This is a genomic window from Paraburkholderia steynii (assembly GCF_900100565.1).
Classification (GTDB): domain Bacteria; phylum Pseudomonadota; class Gammaproteobacteria; order Burkholderiales; family Burkholderiaceae; genus Paraburkholderia; species Paraburkholderia terrae.
On record NZ_FNDI01000031.1, the window covers coordinates 92,065 to 108,280 of the forward strand.

At 55.1% G+C, this 16,216-nt stretch carries 10 protein-coding genes; 3 read left to right on the forward strand and 7 right to left on the reverse strand.

Annotated elements, in window-relative coordinates; all coding sequences use genetic code 11:
* Positions 1-8: 8 nt before the first annotated feature.
* From BLT65_RS37785 to BLT65_RS37800, 4 genes are all read right to left on the reverse strand, one after another.
* A complete protein-coding gene (locus BLT65_RS37785) occupies positions 9-1,958 on the reverse strand; it encodes a glycosyltransferase family 2 protein (RefSeq protein WP_425273196.1) in 1,950 nt (649 codons plus the stop codon).
* Between the two features lie 236 nt (positions 1,959-2,194).
* Complete coding sequence (locus BLT65_RS37790) at positions 2,195-3,583, reverse strand: ABC transporter ATP-binding protein (protein WP_091788100.1); 1,389 nt, start codon at positions 3,581-3,583, stop codon at positions 2,195-2,197.
* Positions 3,573-4,397, reverse strand: a complete 825-nt coding sequence (locus tag BLT65_RS37795; RefSeq protein ID WP_091788103.1) for an ABC transporter permease — start codon at positions 4,395-4,397, stop codon at positions 3,573-3,575. The genes BLT65_RS37790 and BLT65_RS37795 overlap by 11 nt, the downstream gene beginning before the upstream one ends.
* Before the next feature lie 194 nt (positions 4,398-4,591).
* On the reverse strand, positions 4,592-5,407 hold the full coding sequence (locus BLT65_RS37800; protein ID WP_091788107.1) for a sulfotransferase: 816 nt from the start codon (positions 5,405-5,407) through the stop codon (positions 4,592-4,594).
* A 376-nt stretch (positions 5,408-5,783) separates the two neighbouring features.
* Here BLT65_RS37800 and BLT65_RS37805 point away from each other — a divergent pair, with 376 nt between their 5' ends.
* The 3 genes from BLT65_RS37805 to BLT65_RS37815 all read left to right on the forward strand — a co-directional run bounded on the left by BLT65_RS37805 (position 5,784) and on the right by BLT65_RS37815 (position 13,447).
* Positions 5,784-7,184, forward strand: coding sequence for an ABC transporter ATP-binding protein (locus BLT65_RS37805; RefSeq protein ID WP_091788120.1), 1,401 nt, complete (start codon positions 5,784-5,786; stop codon positions 7,182-7,184).
* An 11-nt stretch (positions 7,185-7,195) separates the two neighbouring features.
* Positions 7,196-12,142: a glycoside hydrolase family 99-like domain-containing protein gene (locus BLT65_RS37810; protein WP_091788110.1), complete on the forward strand. Its 4,947-nt coding sequence runs from the start codon at positions 7,196-7,198 to the stop codon at positions 12,140-12,142.
* 192 nt (positions 12,143-12,334) lie between these two features.
* Entirely contained in the window at positions 12,335-13,447 is a 1,113-nt protein-coding gene (locus tag BLT65_RS37815) for an acyltransferase family protein (protein ID WP_091788113.1), read from the forward strand.
* 303 nt (positions 13,448-13,750) lie between these two features.
* On the opposite strand, the gene tnpC is transcribed toward BLT65_RS37815, so the two are convergent.
* Genes tnpC through tnpA form a run of 3 tightly spaced genes read right to left on the reverse strand, consistent with a single transcriptional unit; the run spans position 13,751 to position 16,133 of the window.
* Positions 13,751-15,343 carry an IS66 family transposase gene (tnpC, locus tag BLT65_RS37820; protein ID WP_091776191.1) on the reverse strand — a complete coding sequence of 531 codons (1,593 nt, stop codon included), beginning with the start codon at positions 15,341-15,343 and terminating at the stop codon, positions 13,751-13,753.
* Between the two features lie 29 nt (positions 15,344-15,372).
* Positions 15,373-15,720 carry an IS66 family insertion sequence element accessory protein TnpB gene (gene tnpB / locus BLT65_RS37825; RefSeq protein WP_091776188.1) on the reverse strand — a complete coding sequence of 116 codons (348 nt, stop codon included), beginning with the start codon at positions 15,718-15,720 and terminating at the stop codon, positions 15,373-15,375.
* Positions 15,717-16,133 carry an IS66-like element accessory protein TnpA gene (tnpA, locus tag BLT65_RS37830; RefSeq protein WP_091776185.1) on the reverse strand — a complete coding sequence of 139 codons (417 nt, stop codon included), beginning with the start codon at positions 16,131-16,133 and terminating at the stop codon, positions 15,717-15,719. Before tnpA ends, tnpB begins: the two co-directional genes overlap by 4 nt.
* Between the last annotated feature and the right edge of the window lie 83 nt (positions 16,134-16,216).

Here is a 16,216-nt window from a genome sequence, read left to right on the forward strand (position 1 = left end):
ATCACACTTCAATCCAGCATGCCTCTACGTGGAGGCTCGGCAAGCGAGAACGGCAATGAAGTCGTATCGAAAGTGAGGTTCGGATTGTATGCTGGATCTTCTTTCAGCTTGTCTCCCCATCGAGCCTCCATCCAACGAACCTCCTTGACGAACCGTGCGTATTTGTCCGGATCCATGTCCGAACCTCGCGTCGCCGATTCATGGTGGTACAACTCAGCGTACGGAGTCCAGACGTTGCGATAACCGGCTTCGCGGACGCGAAGGCAAAAGTCCACGTCATTGAACGCAACTGCAAGGCCTTCATCAAGACCGCCCACCTCGTCGTAAACAGATTTCTTGATTACCAGGCAAGCTGCTGTCACCGCCGAAAGATTTTGCGTTGCTACTGCCCTGCCAAAGTAGCCGAAATGACCGCGTTGCATTGTGTGATGCATGTGCCCGGCTACTCCGCCTAAGCCAATGATCACGCCACCGTGCTGAAGCGTGTTATTCGGATACCAGAGCGCGGCACCCACGGCGCCATTCTGCGGTTGGGCCGCGAGGCTAACCATTTCGCCGAGCCAGTCGGGGGAGATGACTTCGATGTCATTGTTCAGCAAACAGACGTAATCGCCATTCGCGATTGCAACTGCCCGATTGTTCAGGGCGGAAAAATTGAATGGTGAGTCATCCCGAAGGATGCGCAAGTTGCGTAGCTCGCTCTGTTTGTCAAGGTACGCAAGGGTTTCTGGTTCGACGCTGCCGTTGTCAACCACGATAATTTCGTAGTTGCTGTATAACGTGCGTTCCAGAATGCTGTCGACGCACTGTCTGAGCAAGTCCACACCGTCGCGTGTCGGAATTACTATCGATACAAGCGGTGATGGATGAGGCAACGCGTAACGTATCCGGAACGTCGCAAGATTCTCATGAGGTTGTTCAATCGTTGCGGCAATACCGCATCGCTCGAGATGTTCTGCGACTGCTCGCTCCGCAGCAACCTGAGCGTATGGTTTCTCACTACCGCTGCCCGCGGTGCTACCGGGTGAGATTCGCCAATGATAAAGGACATGCGGTATGTGAACGACGGCATCGTTGCCGGCAACCTCTACGCAGCGCAGTGCAAGGTCGTAATCTTGGCTTCCTTCGAACCCTGTGCGAAACCCTCCAACACTTCTAACAAGTGCGGCATCGAATACACCCAAATGTGAAAACATATTCTGCGTCAAGAACATCTCGGGGTTCCAGTCGCTCTTAAAATAAGGCGTCGTGCGCTTGCCTTCGGGCGTCAATTTGTCTTCGTCGCTATAGAGCATTCGAGCGGACGGATACAGATTGATGTAGTGCGCAACCATCAGTAACGCGTGAGAGGGTAAGATGTCGTCGTGATCGAGTAGGGCGACAAAGTCCCCAGACGCGATAGAAAGCGCGCTATTACTGGCCTCGGAGATATGTCCGTTCTCTTCACGGAAAACGACCTTGATACGTGCATCTCCTTGCGCTGCTGCCTCGAGAACTTTTCTGACGTGTGGTGTCGTGGACGCGTCGTCGGCAATGCACAGTTCCCAATCAGGGTAAATCTGCGATGTTACCGATGCGATCATTTTCGAGAGAAATTCTTCATCGCTGTTATAGGTCGGAACCACGATCGATATCAGCGGGCGGCGGGTCATCGCATGCAGCATGTCATGCGTCAACGACGATCGATCACCCGTCATGCTGTCGTGCTTTACGATCCACTCGTTGTACGCGGCATCCGATAGCGGATTATGGGCGAAGCCAACACCCGAAGCTAAGCGCGCCAATCGGGACTTCAACCCAGCGACGCCTTCGCGTTTAAAGACGGTGATGTAGTACTCAAACGCTTGCCACATACCCCCGCGGAATTGCACTTGTCGTTGCATTGTCTCTATCAGCAAACGCGCAGCACGCGCCATTCGGGACACACCGCGGAGCGGTGCAGTCACGCGCCATGACATCGACAGATAGGTAGTCTGTAGTTCAACTTCAGTTTTGGTGAGCTGGTTGCGTACCTTCGTAAGCTCAGACGTTTTAGCAAGAGCCTCGCCCAGGCGCTTTTCAAGGCCGGACACGCGCGCTTCGTACGCATCAAGCTGGCTTCGAAGTCGCTCAAGCTCATCTTCGCGCGGCGAGGGCGCACTCGTTGTTCCATTGCTGCGAGCGGGGTCAATCTGACTGGCCATACAAAGATGCACTAGTAGGTGTGGGGATTGTCGAGACTTAAAGACACTTCGAGCATTGGTATGCCGATGAGTCCCGTGGACGAGGTCGCGGCTTCTGATCGGAAGAAGTACGCACCATGTTGCCAGTTCGTCTCGCGATCGCCATCTCCTTCGGAGACGGCAATGGCAACGTCAATTGCGTAGTCGCCGGGCATAAGTACGGGCATTGCAAAAGTGAATTCGCTCGTCATGCTTTCGCCCGGCGACAAGTCGACTCGATCGTTAAACGTTTCCCAATAAGTGTTGTCGCCAAAGAGCGTTCTGCCCAACTTGTCCTTTACAACGAAGCCGACGACGACCCCCCTTTCAGCAAACTTTGATTGCGCGACAATTCTCAGAGAGACTATCTCGCCGCCAGTGGTCCACGTCAGCGGTTCGCCATTGTTCTTCAGCAATCTCACGGACTCAATCGTCGCCCAATCATCATAAAGAGAAGAGTCGACAGGACTGAGCGTAAAAGCTGGGACATCAATCTCGGGCTGCGCGAGGAAGTGCGAACGTTGGTCGTCGCGCTCGGTAAGCTCCTCTTCTTGGTGTAGGGTCGGGACTGCCTCGACCTGGCTTTTTCCCTGCTGCGCTTCGTAATAGGCTTCGAGATATTGATTACACACGCTTTTGGGATCGCCGGAGGCAATAATCTTGCCTCGCTCGAGCCAGATTGCTTTCGTGCAGAGGCTGCGGACAGCTGAAGAATCGTGGCTGACGAATAGAATCGTGCCGTTTTGCATGAACTGTCTAAGAAAACGCATGCATTTTTGCGTGAAGAATGCATCGCCTACGGCGAGCGCCTCGTCGACAACGAGAATGTCCGCGTCGACATGTGCAATTACTGCAAACGCGAGCCTGACGAACATGCCACTAGAATAGGTTTTGACGGGCTGATCAATAAAATCGCCAATATCTGCGAAGCTTCGAATTGCCTCAAACCTTTCGTCAATCTGTTCTCGTGTCAGCCCATTTAGTTGGCCGTTAATGTATACGTTCTCGCGACCAGTGAACTCGACGTCGAAGCCCGAGCCAAGTTCGAGCAATGCTGCGACGCGCCCATGGGTAACCACGTTGCCTTCACTGGGAGAAAGCGTCCCGCAGATCATCTGGAGCAGTGTGCTCTTGCCTGAGCCATTGCGTCCAATGATGCCGATTGTTTCTCCTCGCCGAACCTCCAAGTCGAAATTTCGCAACGCCCAAAATTTTTGAGCCGCGTCCTTTGCGCGCTGAGAAAAGTATGCACGCAACGAGCCGATTGGGGAAATGCGAGCGGCGAAATTGCAGGCGGACTGCTTGAGTCGATCGGACGGGCGGGCGTACGAGTCGAACCCTTTTCCCAGCCCTGTTGCTTCGATCACGACTTCAGAGGACATCGGCAAAGCCCTTCCTGGTCTTCTGGAACCACGCGAATCCCACCCACGCCACGATCGCGCTCAGGGCCATATAAATGCACCATGCGAACCAGTCGATCGAGTTACCCCAAATGAGTACGTTTCGGCTTTGCTCAATTGGGAACGTGAGAGGATTCCAGTAAACGAACGCTTGGAATCGGGGCGGCAGCGATGCTACAGGAAAGAAAATAGGGGAAAGAAACATCAATGCTGTGATCAAAATACCAATCGTCTGGCCAATGTCGCGCAGAAAAACACCAGTGGCCGAAAGCAGCCACGATATCCCGAGGATCAAAATACATAATGGGAGCAGAACCAACGGCCACAAAAATGCCGTTATGGGTATATATCCTTGCACGAGGAATTCGGCGATAAGAAGTATGGTGATACTGACACACAGGTGGAAGAGTGCCGACAGCAAATAAACGCAGGGGAGAATTTCCAGCGGAAATATAATTTTCTTTACGAAGTTTGTGTTCGCAAGCACCATGGTCGGGGCACGGTTCAGGCATTCCGAGAATACATTGAACATGATCATGCCTGCGAAAAGCACGACAGCGAACTGTGCGTGCGATCCCTCCGGTCCGCCGCTGCCCCAGCGCGACTTGAAAACACCGCTGAAAACGAACGTGTAGACGCTCAGCATCAGCAGCGGAGTGAGAAGCGACCAGAGAATGCCCAGCATCGACCCTTTGTATCGACCCACTGCGTCTCTGCGGGCAAGGTCGAACATCAAACGGCGATTCTTCGCCATCGACGCCAAAAGATACATCGGCGAGGCACTGAAACTTTGCATGGGTGTCGGTGAACAAAAGGGCGAAATACGGTTGCTGCGCCCGTCCAACCGGCGCCGCATGGTGCCGATTGCTGATGGAGGCCTGACCTCCTACGGCTGACGGCTAAGTCCCATTATCTCATAGTGACGCAGGCGGACTGTCCTGCGTACCTTGTTCACCAGTGCTATGCAGCACAACTTAAGCCGTTATTGCATCATTCGTAACCAAATGTGAGCATGGCCTCTCTCGCACTGAACTCACAATGGTGCCGGACCCGATCCGGCAACTGATCTTGCCATGCGGAAATCCGGTCGGGTAGGAAAGGTTGAGCCAGATTCACATGGCTTTGATTCGTACGAAGCTCCGGCCCTCGCTGACTTGCATCAAGCATCGACTCTTCAAACTGCAACCTCAAGAGTTCTGTGATCCGTGCTAGCTCGTGTTCTGGCCGGATGACCAGATCCTCGTATTTCAGAAGCACATAGTTCGGTTTTTTGTTCAGCGCGTGGAATACATGTAAGTTTGTGTAGCTCCAGATACGCGGGAAGTATTCGTCGATTCCTTTGGGTGCCCAATCGACGTTGAGCAACGAGGCAACCGAACCGCGCACGTCGCGCACGATATGAACGAACTTGATCGATGAATCGAAAAGGCCTACCTGTTCAAGTTTTCGGATGGAAAGCAGGTCGTCGGGCGACTTGTCGCCGCAGATCGACTTTTGCAGCTTGCTCGCAAGTGAGGAATACAACGCATCGATTACACCCGCAAAAGTCGGCGGGGCGCTTGCTACAGCGCTGCGCACGTCGGCTTCCGAGAGATGCTGACTGAAAATTGTCGCGAAATCGTCTGATGCGAGTAGCATTTCAGTCACCACGTCACGAGCTTTCGCCCAGTCGCTGATACTTCCGATCAGGTGCGCGGCCGTGCTGATGACTGTTGTCTGCATGGGTATGAAAACCTGCGAATGCAGGTTAAGGCACTCCTTGAGCAAGGTTGTGCCTGATCGTGGTGAGCCAAATACAATGAACATATCGGTAAATTGTGGTTGACAAGCGGCGACGTCGGCCGCGGATTCGAAGATTACAGAATCCTAAAATTATACAGGTAATATTTACCAGAACGCTGATGAACTCCGCCAGACTTGTTTTCGGTTAGCGAAACGATGAAGCCTTGTTGCGCTGCGGGGAATCATTGGTTCGTCCAGTGATTCGTGATTATGACCGACTCACTATTTTGTGGCCGATTTGAAACCTTACAGGGCGCTACAGACTTGGCAGCCGTGAGACCGGGCGCCCGGGTCGAAGGCGGCATTCGGCCGTTTGATAGAATGCGTAAGTTTGAACACGTGTGGGTTCGGTGTTGGAGGACGGCCTGAATCCATGATCTTTTCGAAGGAAGCCGTACCTATGTGCAGTCAGGTAGTCATCCGAGCGTCGAAGATAAGGAAAGGATTTAGCTCATACGAAACGCCCGCCGAGCGCCTGAAGCAAGGTTTTTTTGGAGGGGCGAGTCGTATTTTGCCTTGGGCGGCAGTTCGAGAGCGGGCGCGCACGATTGCGAATGAATGTTCGAAGACATTCTGGGCGCTCAATGGCGTCGATCTCGAGGTGACCCGAGGCGAAACCGTTGGCATTATTGGACGCAATGGATCCGGTAAAAGCACGCTGCTACAGATCGTCTGCCAAACGCTCAATCCTACCGACGGATCGATCGAAACCTCCGGCAGAGTGGCGGCCCTGCTGGAGCTCGGTTCGGGATTCGATTTGGAATACACCGGGCGTGAAAACATCTATCTGAACGCGCAACTTCACGGGCTCACGCGTGCGCAGGCGGACGAGCGTCTGAGCGACATCATCAGCTTCGCCGACATCGGTGACTTCGTAGATCAACCAGTCAAGACCTACTCGAGCGGTATGTTCGTTAGATTGGCGTTTGCGGTAATCGCTCACGTGGACGCCGACATTCTTGTCGTTGATGAGGCGCTCGCGGTCGGGGACGCGTTCTTTAACCAAAAGTGCTTGCGCTTTATGGACCGTTTCCGGGAGCGGGGCACGATTCTCTTTGTGAGCCATGACACGTCCACGGTCAAGAAGCTGTGTGATCGGGTCGTCTGGATCGACAAGGGCGTCGTGATGCGGTCAGGGGACCCCGGTGAAGTTTGCGAAGCCTATCTGGAAGCATATTACGATGCGGCACCGACACTGAGCGCGAATCAGCCGCCTCGTACGCAGCAACGTCAGGCAGCTCGACCTGTGGCCACGGACACATACGACAACCGTCGTTCTATCGTCAATCGATCGAGATTTCGAAATGACATCGAAGTCATGCGCTTCGATCGTGTCGCGGCCTCGTTTGGCACGGGCGGCGCGCGCATCGGTGATGTCGAGTTTTTGAACGAAGAGGGCAGTGCCCTTGGATGGGTCGTTGGAGGGCAGCGTGTAACGCTCAGGGTAACGGCACAACTCCATGAAACGGTCGGATCAACAATTGTCGGGTTTTTTGTTAACGACATCTTGGGACAGCCCTTGTTCGGAGAAAACACGTTCGTCAATTATCAGGACCGACCTGTTGCGGGTGAAGAAGGTGATGTTGTGCGGGCGGAATTTACTTTTGCCATGCCGATTCTGCCTGTAGGCGACTACTCTGTGAACGTGGCCATCGCCGACGGCACGCAACAGTCGCACGTTCAGCTTCATTGGATTCATGACGCGCTAGCCTTGAAGGTTCACGCGTCCAGCACAGCGCACCAGCTCATGGCCATTCCTATGCTGAACATCGGAATCTCCACTGCAGTGGCTGCACACTAATCACACATCGTATGTCGAACAACCGGTTGGAAACGAATCAGGGCGAAATGCATAACGACGATATTGACCGCGGACTTTCGGGTCAGGGCGGAGAGGACCTTGCGTGGGATGGCGAGCGCTTTATCCCGGGTATGTCTACAGAAATCGAACTGGAGCACGTGCATCGTTATGTGCTCGCGGCAAAGCTTGCAACCGGACGGCGAGTGCTGGATATCGCATGTGGTGAGGGCTATGGATCTTATGCACTATCCGGTGCAGCCTCGAGCGTCGTCGGTGTGGACATTAGTGAAGACGCAGTTCGGCATGCCCGCGCTGAGTATTGCAACAGAGCGGTCAATCTGAGGTTTGAAGTCGGCTCAGCCGCAAGTATTCCGCTTGAGGACGCCAGTGTCGACGTCGTGGTCAGCTTTGAGACGATCGAGCATCATGACCAGCATGAAGAAATGATGCGTGAGATCAAGCGAGTACTTGTTCCAGGCGGAGTGCTGATCATCTCCAGCCCGAATAAGTACGAGTACTCGGATGTGACGGGCTATGCAAATCCGTTCCACGTGAAGGAGCTGTATCTCGACGAATTCGAAACGCTGCTGCGCCAGCAGTTTCGAAATGTCGAGTTGTATGGTCAGCGTGTTGTGACGGGGTCAATGCTCGCGCCTTTGCAGGACACTGCTACGCACCTGACGACCATCCCCGGTGCCGATTCCACGAGCAAGGTGGAAGAGATGGGGGTCGCGCGTCCGCTCTACTTTGTCGCGATTGCGTCCGACGTCGAAATGCCGAAGCTCGACAGTAGCGTCTACGAGGCTCCGGGCGGGGCGGGGGCAGGCATTGGCAAGGTTCAGGACGGTCGAATCGAATGTAAGTTGTACTGGCACGTCGCGCAGGACGAGACGTGGACAGAACGTCACGCGATCGGATGCTACGTACTCGCCAATGAATCAAGGCAGCAGGTTCGCCTCGAAATACGTGAACCGAATGCGGCGCATCTCGACATCGTTAGTCTGAGGCTAGATCTTAGCGACCGGCCTTGTCTGGTGCGGATGTTCGACATCTCTCTTGTCAACGAGGATGGAAAGCCCGCCTGGTCGTGGGATGGCCGCTGCGAGGGGCTCGATCAGGTCCATGGCTCTTTCTTTCGAAAATCCGTTCAACCAGCGACTCTGGTCGTGACCACAGACGACCCATGGCTGACCATTCCAGTGCCACACGCGGTTCTGACGATGATCAAACCGGGCTGGGCAGTCATGCTAGATCTGGCGGCGTCAGTGGGCATGCAGTCCGTCGGCGATTCGTTGGCCGAAGCTGATCGAGATGTTGCGGCATTGTCGAGAAGCCTCCTCGACGCCAAGAAACAAGTGACGTTACGCGACGATTCCATAGCGATGATCGAAGGGCAGCGAGAGGCCGTGGCGGCGGAGCGAAACCGACTCATTTTGGCATTGCAGCAACGCGAGGTTCAGGCTAGGCGAAACCAAGAACAGTTGGCGCAAATATACTCGAGTACGTCGTGGCGAATTTCGAAGCCGATCCGCTTCGCCGGGCGCATCGCGCACGGAGGCGAGGAGCGTGCTGCCGCGTTACGGTCGGTAACGCGCATGGTCTATCGTCTCGCTCCCGTGCCATTTGGTGCCAAGCGGCGGATCAAAGGCGCGGCCTTTCGTGCCTTTCCGGGACTCTTCGCTCATACGCGGGCCTACCAAGACTGGGCTTCGCTGCGCGCCCATTTGCGTTCCGCATCGACGGTTGCTCAAGCGGACGCGCCCGCTGAGGCTGTGGCACCCGCTAACGTTCCTGCGTCCAGGGAGGACTCGGCGAACCTGACATCGTATGTGCTGCCCGTCACTGCCGTCAGTCCCGACGCTAACTACCAGGCGTTGCCTCCCGTTGCACCCAGGAATGTGCCTGTACGTGCACTCGCGTTCTACTTGCCGCAGTTTCATCCATTCCCTGAAAACGATGAATGGTGGGGTAAGGGGTTCACTGAGTGGACAAATGTCACGCGTGCGGTCCCCCAATTCGCCGGCCACTATCAACCGCATCTGCCTGGCGAGCTCGGTTTTTATGACCTACGTATTCCGGAGGTTCAACGACGGCAGGTCGAACTCGCGAAAGCCGCGGGTCTAGGTGGATTTTGCTTCTATTTTTATTGGTTTGGAGGCAAGCGCTTGATGGAGGCGCCCATTCGTCAATACCTCGAGCATTCGGAGTTTGATTTTCCGTTTTGTCTCTGCTGGGCGAATGAAAACTGGACTCGACGATGGGATGGTCTCGATCAGGAGCGTCTGATCTCGCAGCATCACTCCGCGGAGGATGACCTCGCGTTCATCGAGCATATTTCGTCGTACCTGAAAGATCCGCGGTATATCAGAATCAACGGTCGCCCCTATTTGATGGTGTACCGTCCGAACCTGCTTCCCAATGCGCGTGAGACTGTCGAACGGTGGCGTAAATGGGCGCGCGAGAATGGGATCGGGGAGTTGTATCTCGCCTATACGCAGTCCTTCGAGAATGCCGATCCGCGTGACTATGGTTTCGATGCCGCGGTGGAATTCCCGCCCAATAACGCACATCCGCCGTCGCTTGCAAATGAACTGACATTTTTCAATGACAAGTTTGCGGGGCATGTTCTAGATTGGACGCATTATCTGGAGAAGAGCTACAACTACGAAACGCCGAACTATCGATTGTTCCGCGGGGTGACTCCGTCGTGGGATAACGAAGCCCGCAAGCCGGGACGGGGTACTGTATTCCTTGGTTCGACACCGCGGCTCTATGAAGAGTGGTTGTTTAACGCAGCCTCATATACGGTCGCTAAAGTTGATAATCCCGACGAGCGGCTTGTATTTATCAACGCGTGGAACGAATGGGCGGAGGGGGCACACCTCGAACCGGACCGCAAGTACGGCTACGCTTGGCTTCAGGCGACCAACAACGCACTCGTCCGTGCAAATGCGGTCCTGAGTGGTCGCAAGATCGTTGTGGTTTCTCACGATGCTTATGCCCATGGTGCACAATTCCTCGCGCTAAATCTGGTTCGCACACTGGCGGCCGACTTCAATTTTGAAGTGGCAACGGTGCTATTGGGAGCCGGCCCTTTGAGGAATGAGTTCGCAAATTGGAGCAGCGTCTACGATCTCAAGGAAGTAGATCCCGAAGGGGAGGAGGCGCGGAGTCTCGTGAGCAAGCTATCCTCGCGGGGCTTTGATGTGGCAATTTGCAATTCGACCGTGTCCGGACTGTTTGCAGGCACATTAGCCGATGGCGGCTTCAGGTGTATATCGCTCGTTCACGAACTACAAGGGATGCTCGCGAAATACAATCTGGAGCGCCATGCCAAACGAATCAGTGAAAGCGCATCTGCAATCGTGTTTCCTGCCGAATCAGTCAGAGGGTCCTTCCGGACGATGATGCCTGCCGCTGAAGCCCGTAGTCGGTTGAGGCCCCAAGGGCTTTACAAGCGGAATCAGTTACGAGGTGATCAAGGTCGCGCACGGTCCGCACTGCGTGAAAAGCTTCATCTTCCCGGTGACGCCAAAATTGTGCTTGGAGTCGGGTATGCTGATCTGCGGAAAGGCGTTGACCTGTTCGCGAGGATCGGAGTAGAGCTGGGCTCGCAGTTGAAGGACACATACTTCGTTTGGGTCGGTCATTGGGAATCCAAAGCGCAGGAGATCGTCGATGCTTTGTTGGTTCATCACCCGCTCCGCGACAGATTCGTTTTCCCAGGCTTAGAGACAGATACGGATGTCTATTACGCAGGCGCCGATGTCCTTGCGCTTACGTCGCGTGAAGATCCGTTTCCGTCTGTTGTCCTTGAAGCGTTGGAGGTGGGCGTGCCCGTCGTCGCTTTCGAAGGGGCAACGGGCGCCAGTGAACTGATAGTTCGCGACTGCGGATTGCTTGTACCGCTAGAGGACGTCAAGGCTTTCACGGCTGCCGTGCAGAGGCTTTTGACCGAGCCCGAAGAGGCTCGACGCATGGGAGCGACGGGCGCCCGGATCATTGCGGACGAGTTTTCATTCAGGCATTACGTGTTCGACCTGCTGGATCTGTTGGGAATCGGCTTGAAGCGAGTTTCCGTCGTAGTACCAAACTTCAATTACGCACGCTTCATCGAAGACCGGCTCGAGTCCATTCTCAAGCAACGATATCCCATCTATGAAGTGATCGTCCTCGACGATAACTCGAGTGACGACAGCGTATCGGTAATCAAGTCGGTGCTGGCAAACCAGTCAGTTGACAATCGGCTCATCGTCAATGCGACAAACTCAGGCTCGGTTTTTGCACAGTGGAAGCGCGGTGTCGACCTTGCGCACGGTGACTACGTGTGGATTGCGGAAGCGGATGATCTGGCACTTCCGGATTTCCTTGGCACAACGATCGAAGGCTTCGACGATGAGGCGACGGTCTTGAGCTACAGCGAGTCGAAGCAGATGGCTGAGACGGGCGAAGTGATGGCCGAGAATTATCGTGACTATGTAGCGGACATTTCTACGACCAAGTGGCAAGTCGACTACGTCAATGAAGGCATTGATGAGATCCGCGATGCGCTCGCAGTGAAGAACACTATCCCGAATGTCAGTGCGGTAGTGTTTAAGCGGAAAGCCTTGGCTGAGGTGCTCGATTCGCACTTTGCCGAGATTCGTCAGTTTCGTGTCGCCGGTGACTGGATGGTCTATCTACACGTACTGGCGAAGGGGAAAGTGGCGTTTACAGAGAGTTCACTTAACCTTCATCGGCGGCACGGGAGTAGCGTAACAATTGGCGGGTTTGGTGAATCTCAATTGAGAGAGATACGCGGTATCCAATTGTGGGTACGGGAACGTTTCGATCTGGATGTAGCGACCGAAGAGGTCGCTGATAGTTATGCCCGACATCTTTGCGCGCAGTTCCGTATCGATGCGCGAATTCTCGATGGCATTAAGGCAACGTTGCCGGGCATGACTGCAATCGACTAGACGAGCAGGTGGGTGCGGTTGTTGCCGCTGATGGTAGTGGCGTCGTCGCCGAGGCGAGCCTGATTGCAGGCCGGCGGACGGGAATGGAGTCCGTCTGGACCAAGAGCCAGTCTTGACCTCGGTCGGTGCGCCTCGCTTCTATGTTTGACAGTATGGTGGACGCTGTTTCGAGTAACTACAACGGATTAACAAATGCAGCCTCCGAAACTCGGTTTTATTGACTCGTTGCGTGGTTTTGCAGCCTTGTACGTGCTCGCTTTCCATTTCAGCCTGATCACTACGCCAATGGCAGTGGCGCCGCGATGGCTGGCTCCGTTCACGGGTTTCGGTGGATCGGGTGTAACGCTTTTCTTTGTGGTCAGTGCGTTTACGCTCTGCCTGTCCACGGATTCACGCAAGCGCGACGAATCCACGCCATTGTTGAATTATTTTATTCGGCGCTTTTTTCGAATCGCCCCATTGTTTTATGTATGGATAATCGCATATATCGTTCGAGATATATTCGTCTTCAACACAGTTCATTCTCCTGCAGAAATTGCACGCAGCGTTTTCTTTGTTTTGAATCTCTTTCCGGGGCGCGAACAGGGTTTCGTTTGGGCGAGTTGGACGATCGGCGTCGAAATGCTGTTTTATGTCTTTTTCCCTGTTCTTTTCAAATGCGCAGGCAACTTGGGAAAGGCAACAGCTCTTTTCCTCTTTTCCTTGCTACTGAGGGCGATATGGAGGGCGGCGCTACCACATATGATCGCCGACTTGGGGTTGGTGGAGACCTACTACAATTTCAGTTTGCTTCATCATCTTCCAACGTTCCTGTTCGGCATCGTTGTGTATCGAATTTCTAGACTTATCGATGTCGACAAGGCAAAATTGTATGGTATTGGTGAAATGTTCGTTTCTGCTGGGATCGCGGGAATTTGGGCCGTCGCATATGGCTTGATTGGTTTTGGTGGGTTTGACGGATTGACAGTCGAGGCAGCTATCTATGGTTTACTGTTGATTGGTTTGGCTATAAAGTCCCCGGTAATTATCGTGAATCGCATTTCCAGATTTTACGGACGGATAAGCTATTCGGTTTATCTTAGTCATGCCACAACGCTTTTCTTAATGTCGAAAGTGTTCGCCTTTATTTATGCACACGTGTCGTACGTGACTGCCGCGTATCTCGTGTCGATAGCGATTGGTCTGGCGGTAGTCACGTCTATTTCTGAACTTACGTATCGCTTTATTGAAACACCGGGCAACGCACTCGGAAAGAGTTTGATTCAATTTCTCCAGCGACGCAAGAGCAGTAGTGCAATTGCTTGAAGTTCGATTGTGAGTTGATGCCTCTGTGATATGTGCAAAATTGCAAGTTTTAAGTTTTAGAATCGAGAGTTGCCGAAAGTCGCTATGCGTTGACCCGCGCGCATTTGTTGGTAGTTGAGATGCTGAGTCGAACCTGGCAATCGAGAAGTCCTTGTCTGGCGAGGCTTTACGACCAAAATGGTATTGTGGAAATCGCAGGGGTCTGACATTTGGTGCGTGAATCCTGCAATTTCTGTCGAGGTACTAATGGGCCCAGGGACGTAAGCGTGGCAGCAGCAACGTCTTGACTGGAGAGCGTGATTGTCAGGCTGGGCGGCGGAGCTGATCGGCGACGGCCCACGGTGTGAGTTCGTCGATGCGGTTAATCGCGTGGTCGGCGATGCGCGTGAGCACGTAGCGCAGATAGGCCTCAGGATCGATGCCGTTGAGTTTTGCGGTGCCAACGAGGCTGTAGATGGCAGCGGCGCGCTCACCCCCGGAATCGGCACCGGCAAACAGGTAATTGCGCCTACCGATGGCCACTCCGCGTAGCGCGCGCTCGACTGGCAGATTGTCAATCTCGAGTTGGCCATCATCGCAATAGCGTGTGAGCGCTTCCCACCGATTCATCGCATAGAGGATCGCCTGGCTCGTATCCGATTTGCGCGAGAGCGTTTCCAGTGTCATGGTGAGCCATGCATGGAAGCGATCGAGTAGCGGCCGCGCATGTTCCTGGCGATACGCCCGGCGCTCATCGGGCGGTTTGCCCCGGATCGTTTCCTCAATCCTGTATAGCGCGCCGATACGCTCGAGCGCTTCGGTGTTCAACGCATTGGGGCGCGCTACGTGCAACTCATAGAACTGTCGTCGGGCATGCGCCCAGCAAGCTGCCTCTGTAACTCGCCCGGTTTCGTAGATAGCCTGGTATCCACCGTACGCGTCGGCTTGCAGCGTACCGTTGAATGCATCGAGATGCTGTTGCGGATGGATGCCCTTTCGATCCGGCGTGTAGGCAAACCAGACTGCCGGCGGCGTCATGTCGGCCGATGCACGATCATCACGCACGTACACCCACAAGCGACCGGTCTTCGTCTTGCCATTGCCTGGTGCAAGCACGGGAACCGGCGTGTCGTCCGCGTGCAGTTTCGTCGCCGACATCACGTGACGACGTAGTGTTTCAACGAGTGGCTGCAGCAGCGTCGCCGCGTGCCCGACCCACTTGGCAAGCAGCGAGCGATCAAGCTCGACGCCTTCCCGCGCGTAGATGATCGACTGCCGGTAAAGCGGCAAGTGGTCTGCAAACTTCGAGACCAGCACGTGTGCCAGCAGCCCTGGGCCAGCGAGACCACGCTCGATGGGACGGCTCGGTGCAGGTGCCTGAGAGATGTGGTCGCAACACACGCAGGCAAACTTCGGGCGCACATGACGGATGACCCGGAAGCTTGCCGGTACGTACTCAAGTTGTTCAGCGACGTCTTCGCCCAGCGACTTCATCAGGCCACCACACTGCGTGCACTTTCCGGCGAATTCGGGCAAGTGTGTCTGGATCTCACGCGGCAGATGTTCGGGCAGTGGCTTGCGCGGTGCCTGTTCCACGGCCGTGCGAGGCGTCTTCGGGATTTCCACCGGTGCCGCGCCTTCGTCAGTCTCAAGCTCTTCGAGACGCAACTCAAGTTGCTCGATCTGGCGGTCCAGCTTCTCCGACTTGCGGCCGAACTGCATACGGCGCAGCTTGGCAATGAGCAGCTTCAGGTGTTCGACTTCCGCTGCGCGCGAAGCCAGCGCGGCTTGTTGCGAGTCGACCATTTCCTGTAGTTTGAGCACTTGCGCGTAGCGCTCGCGAAGTGCCGCCTCCTGGCTGAGCAGCATGGCCTTCAGCGTTTCGACATCGTCGGGAAGCGGATTCGCGCGCGTCATGCAGGCAGTTTACGCGCGAGCAGCGACGTTTACAACGCCGACGTCGGTCGTGCCGTTCTCGTCGGTTGCCGCCAGTCGATGCCTTCCAGCAGCATTGATAGTTGCGCAGGGCTCAGGCAAATAACGCCACCGTCGGCTTGTGGCCAGACGAAGCGCCCCTTCTCGAGTCGCTTCATCAGCAGGCACATGCCATCGCCGCTCCACCACAGCACTTTGAGCAGGTCGCCGCGTCTGCCACGAAATACGAAGACGTGCCCGCAGAACGGATCCCGTTCGAGCACGGTTTGCACCTTGGCCGCGAGGCTGTTGAATCCTGCCCGCATGTCGGTCACGCCGGCAGCCAGCCAGACACGCGTGCCGACAGGAAGACCAATCACGTTTCAGCCTCCGCAGCGGCACGCAACGTACGCAACACAACACGCAGCGTGGCCGGGTCGGGCGTGCCCTCGATACGCACGCGTGCGACGCCTACGCTTACCTCAATCACACCAGCGACGACTGGATGGGCCTTGCTCTGCGACTGAGCCGGCAATACAGCCGCGTTCTCAATTGTGCGCTCCTCGTGCACCACTTCTACGGGCAGCAGTGTCGGCGGCTCATACTGCCCGGCTTGATAGGCTCGGCGCCATTTGAACAAAAGATTCGTATTGAGCCCGTGTTCCAAAGCCAGTCGTGCGACCGAGACACCCGGTTCACATGCCAGCTTCGCGAGTTCACGCCGAAACTCGATGGGGTGGTTGGGAGTACCTTTACGCGTCCGTCTCGCTGCTGTTGCTATCTCAGGTGACAAAGTAGTCTCCACCACTCGTTTGGTGGGGCCTACTGTGTCCACTTTGGCAACATTGGTCTAGACGGTGCTGGGGCAACGCTTAC

What these genes read in the sequence shown, in the direction of transcription:
- BLT65_RS37785 (WP_425273196.1), bottom strand. Translation starts at nt 1,958, where the DNA reads ATGTCATGGCGCGTGACTGCACCGCTCCGCGGTGTGTCCCGAATGGCG.
- BLT65_RS37790 (WP_091788100.1), bottom strand. Translation starts at nt 3,583, where the DNA reads ATGTCCTCTGAAGTCGTGATCGAAGCAACAGGGCTGGGAAAAGGGTTC.
- BLT65_RS37795 (WP_091788103.1), bottom strand. Translation starts at nt 4,397, where the DNA reads ATGCAAAGTTTCAGTGCCTCGCCGATGTATCTTTTGGCGTCGATGGCG.
- BLT65_RS37800 (WP_091788107.1), bottom strand. Translation starts at nt 5,407, where the DNA reads ATGTTCATTGTATTTGGCTCACCACGATCAGGCACAACCTTGCTCAAG.
- BLT65_RS37805 (WP_091788120.1), top strand. Translation starts at nt 5,784, where the DNA reads ATGTGCAGTCAGGTAGTCATCCGAGCGTCGAAGATAAGGAAAGGATTT.
- BLT65_RS37810 (WP_091788110.1), top strand. Translation starts at nt 7,196, where the DNA reads ATGTCGAACAACCGGTTGGAAACGAATCAGGGCGAAATGCATAACGAC.
- BLT65_RS37815 (WP_091788113.1), top strand. Translation starts at nt 12,335, where the DNA reads ATGCAGCCTCCGAAACTCGGTTTTATTGACTCGTTGCGTGGTTTTGCA.
- tnpC (WP_091776191.1), bottom strand. Translation starts at nt 15,343, where the DNA reads ATGACGCGCGCGAATCCGCTTCCCGACGATGTCGAAACGCTGAAGGCC.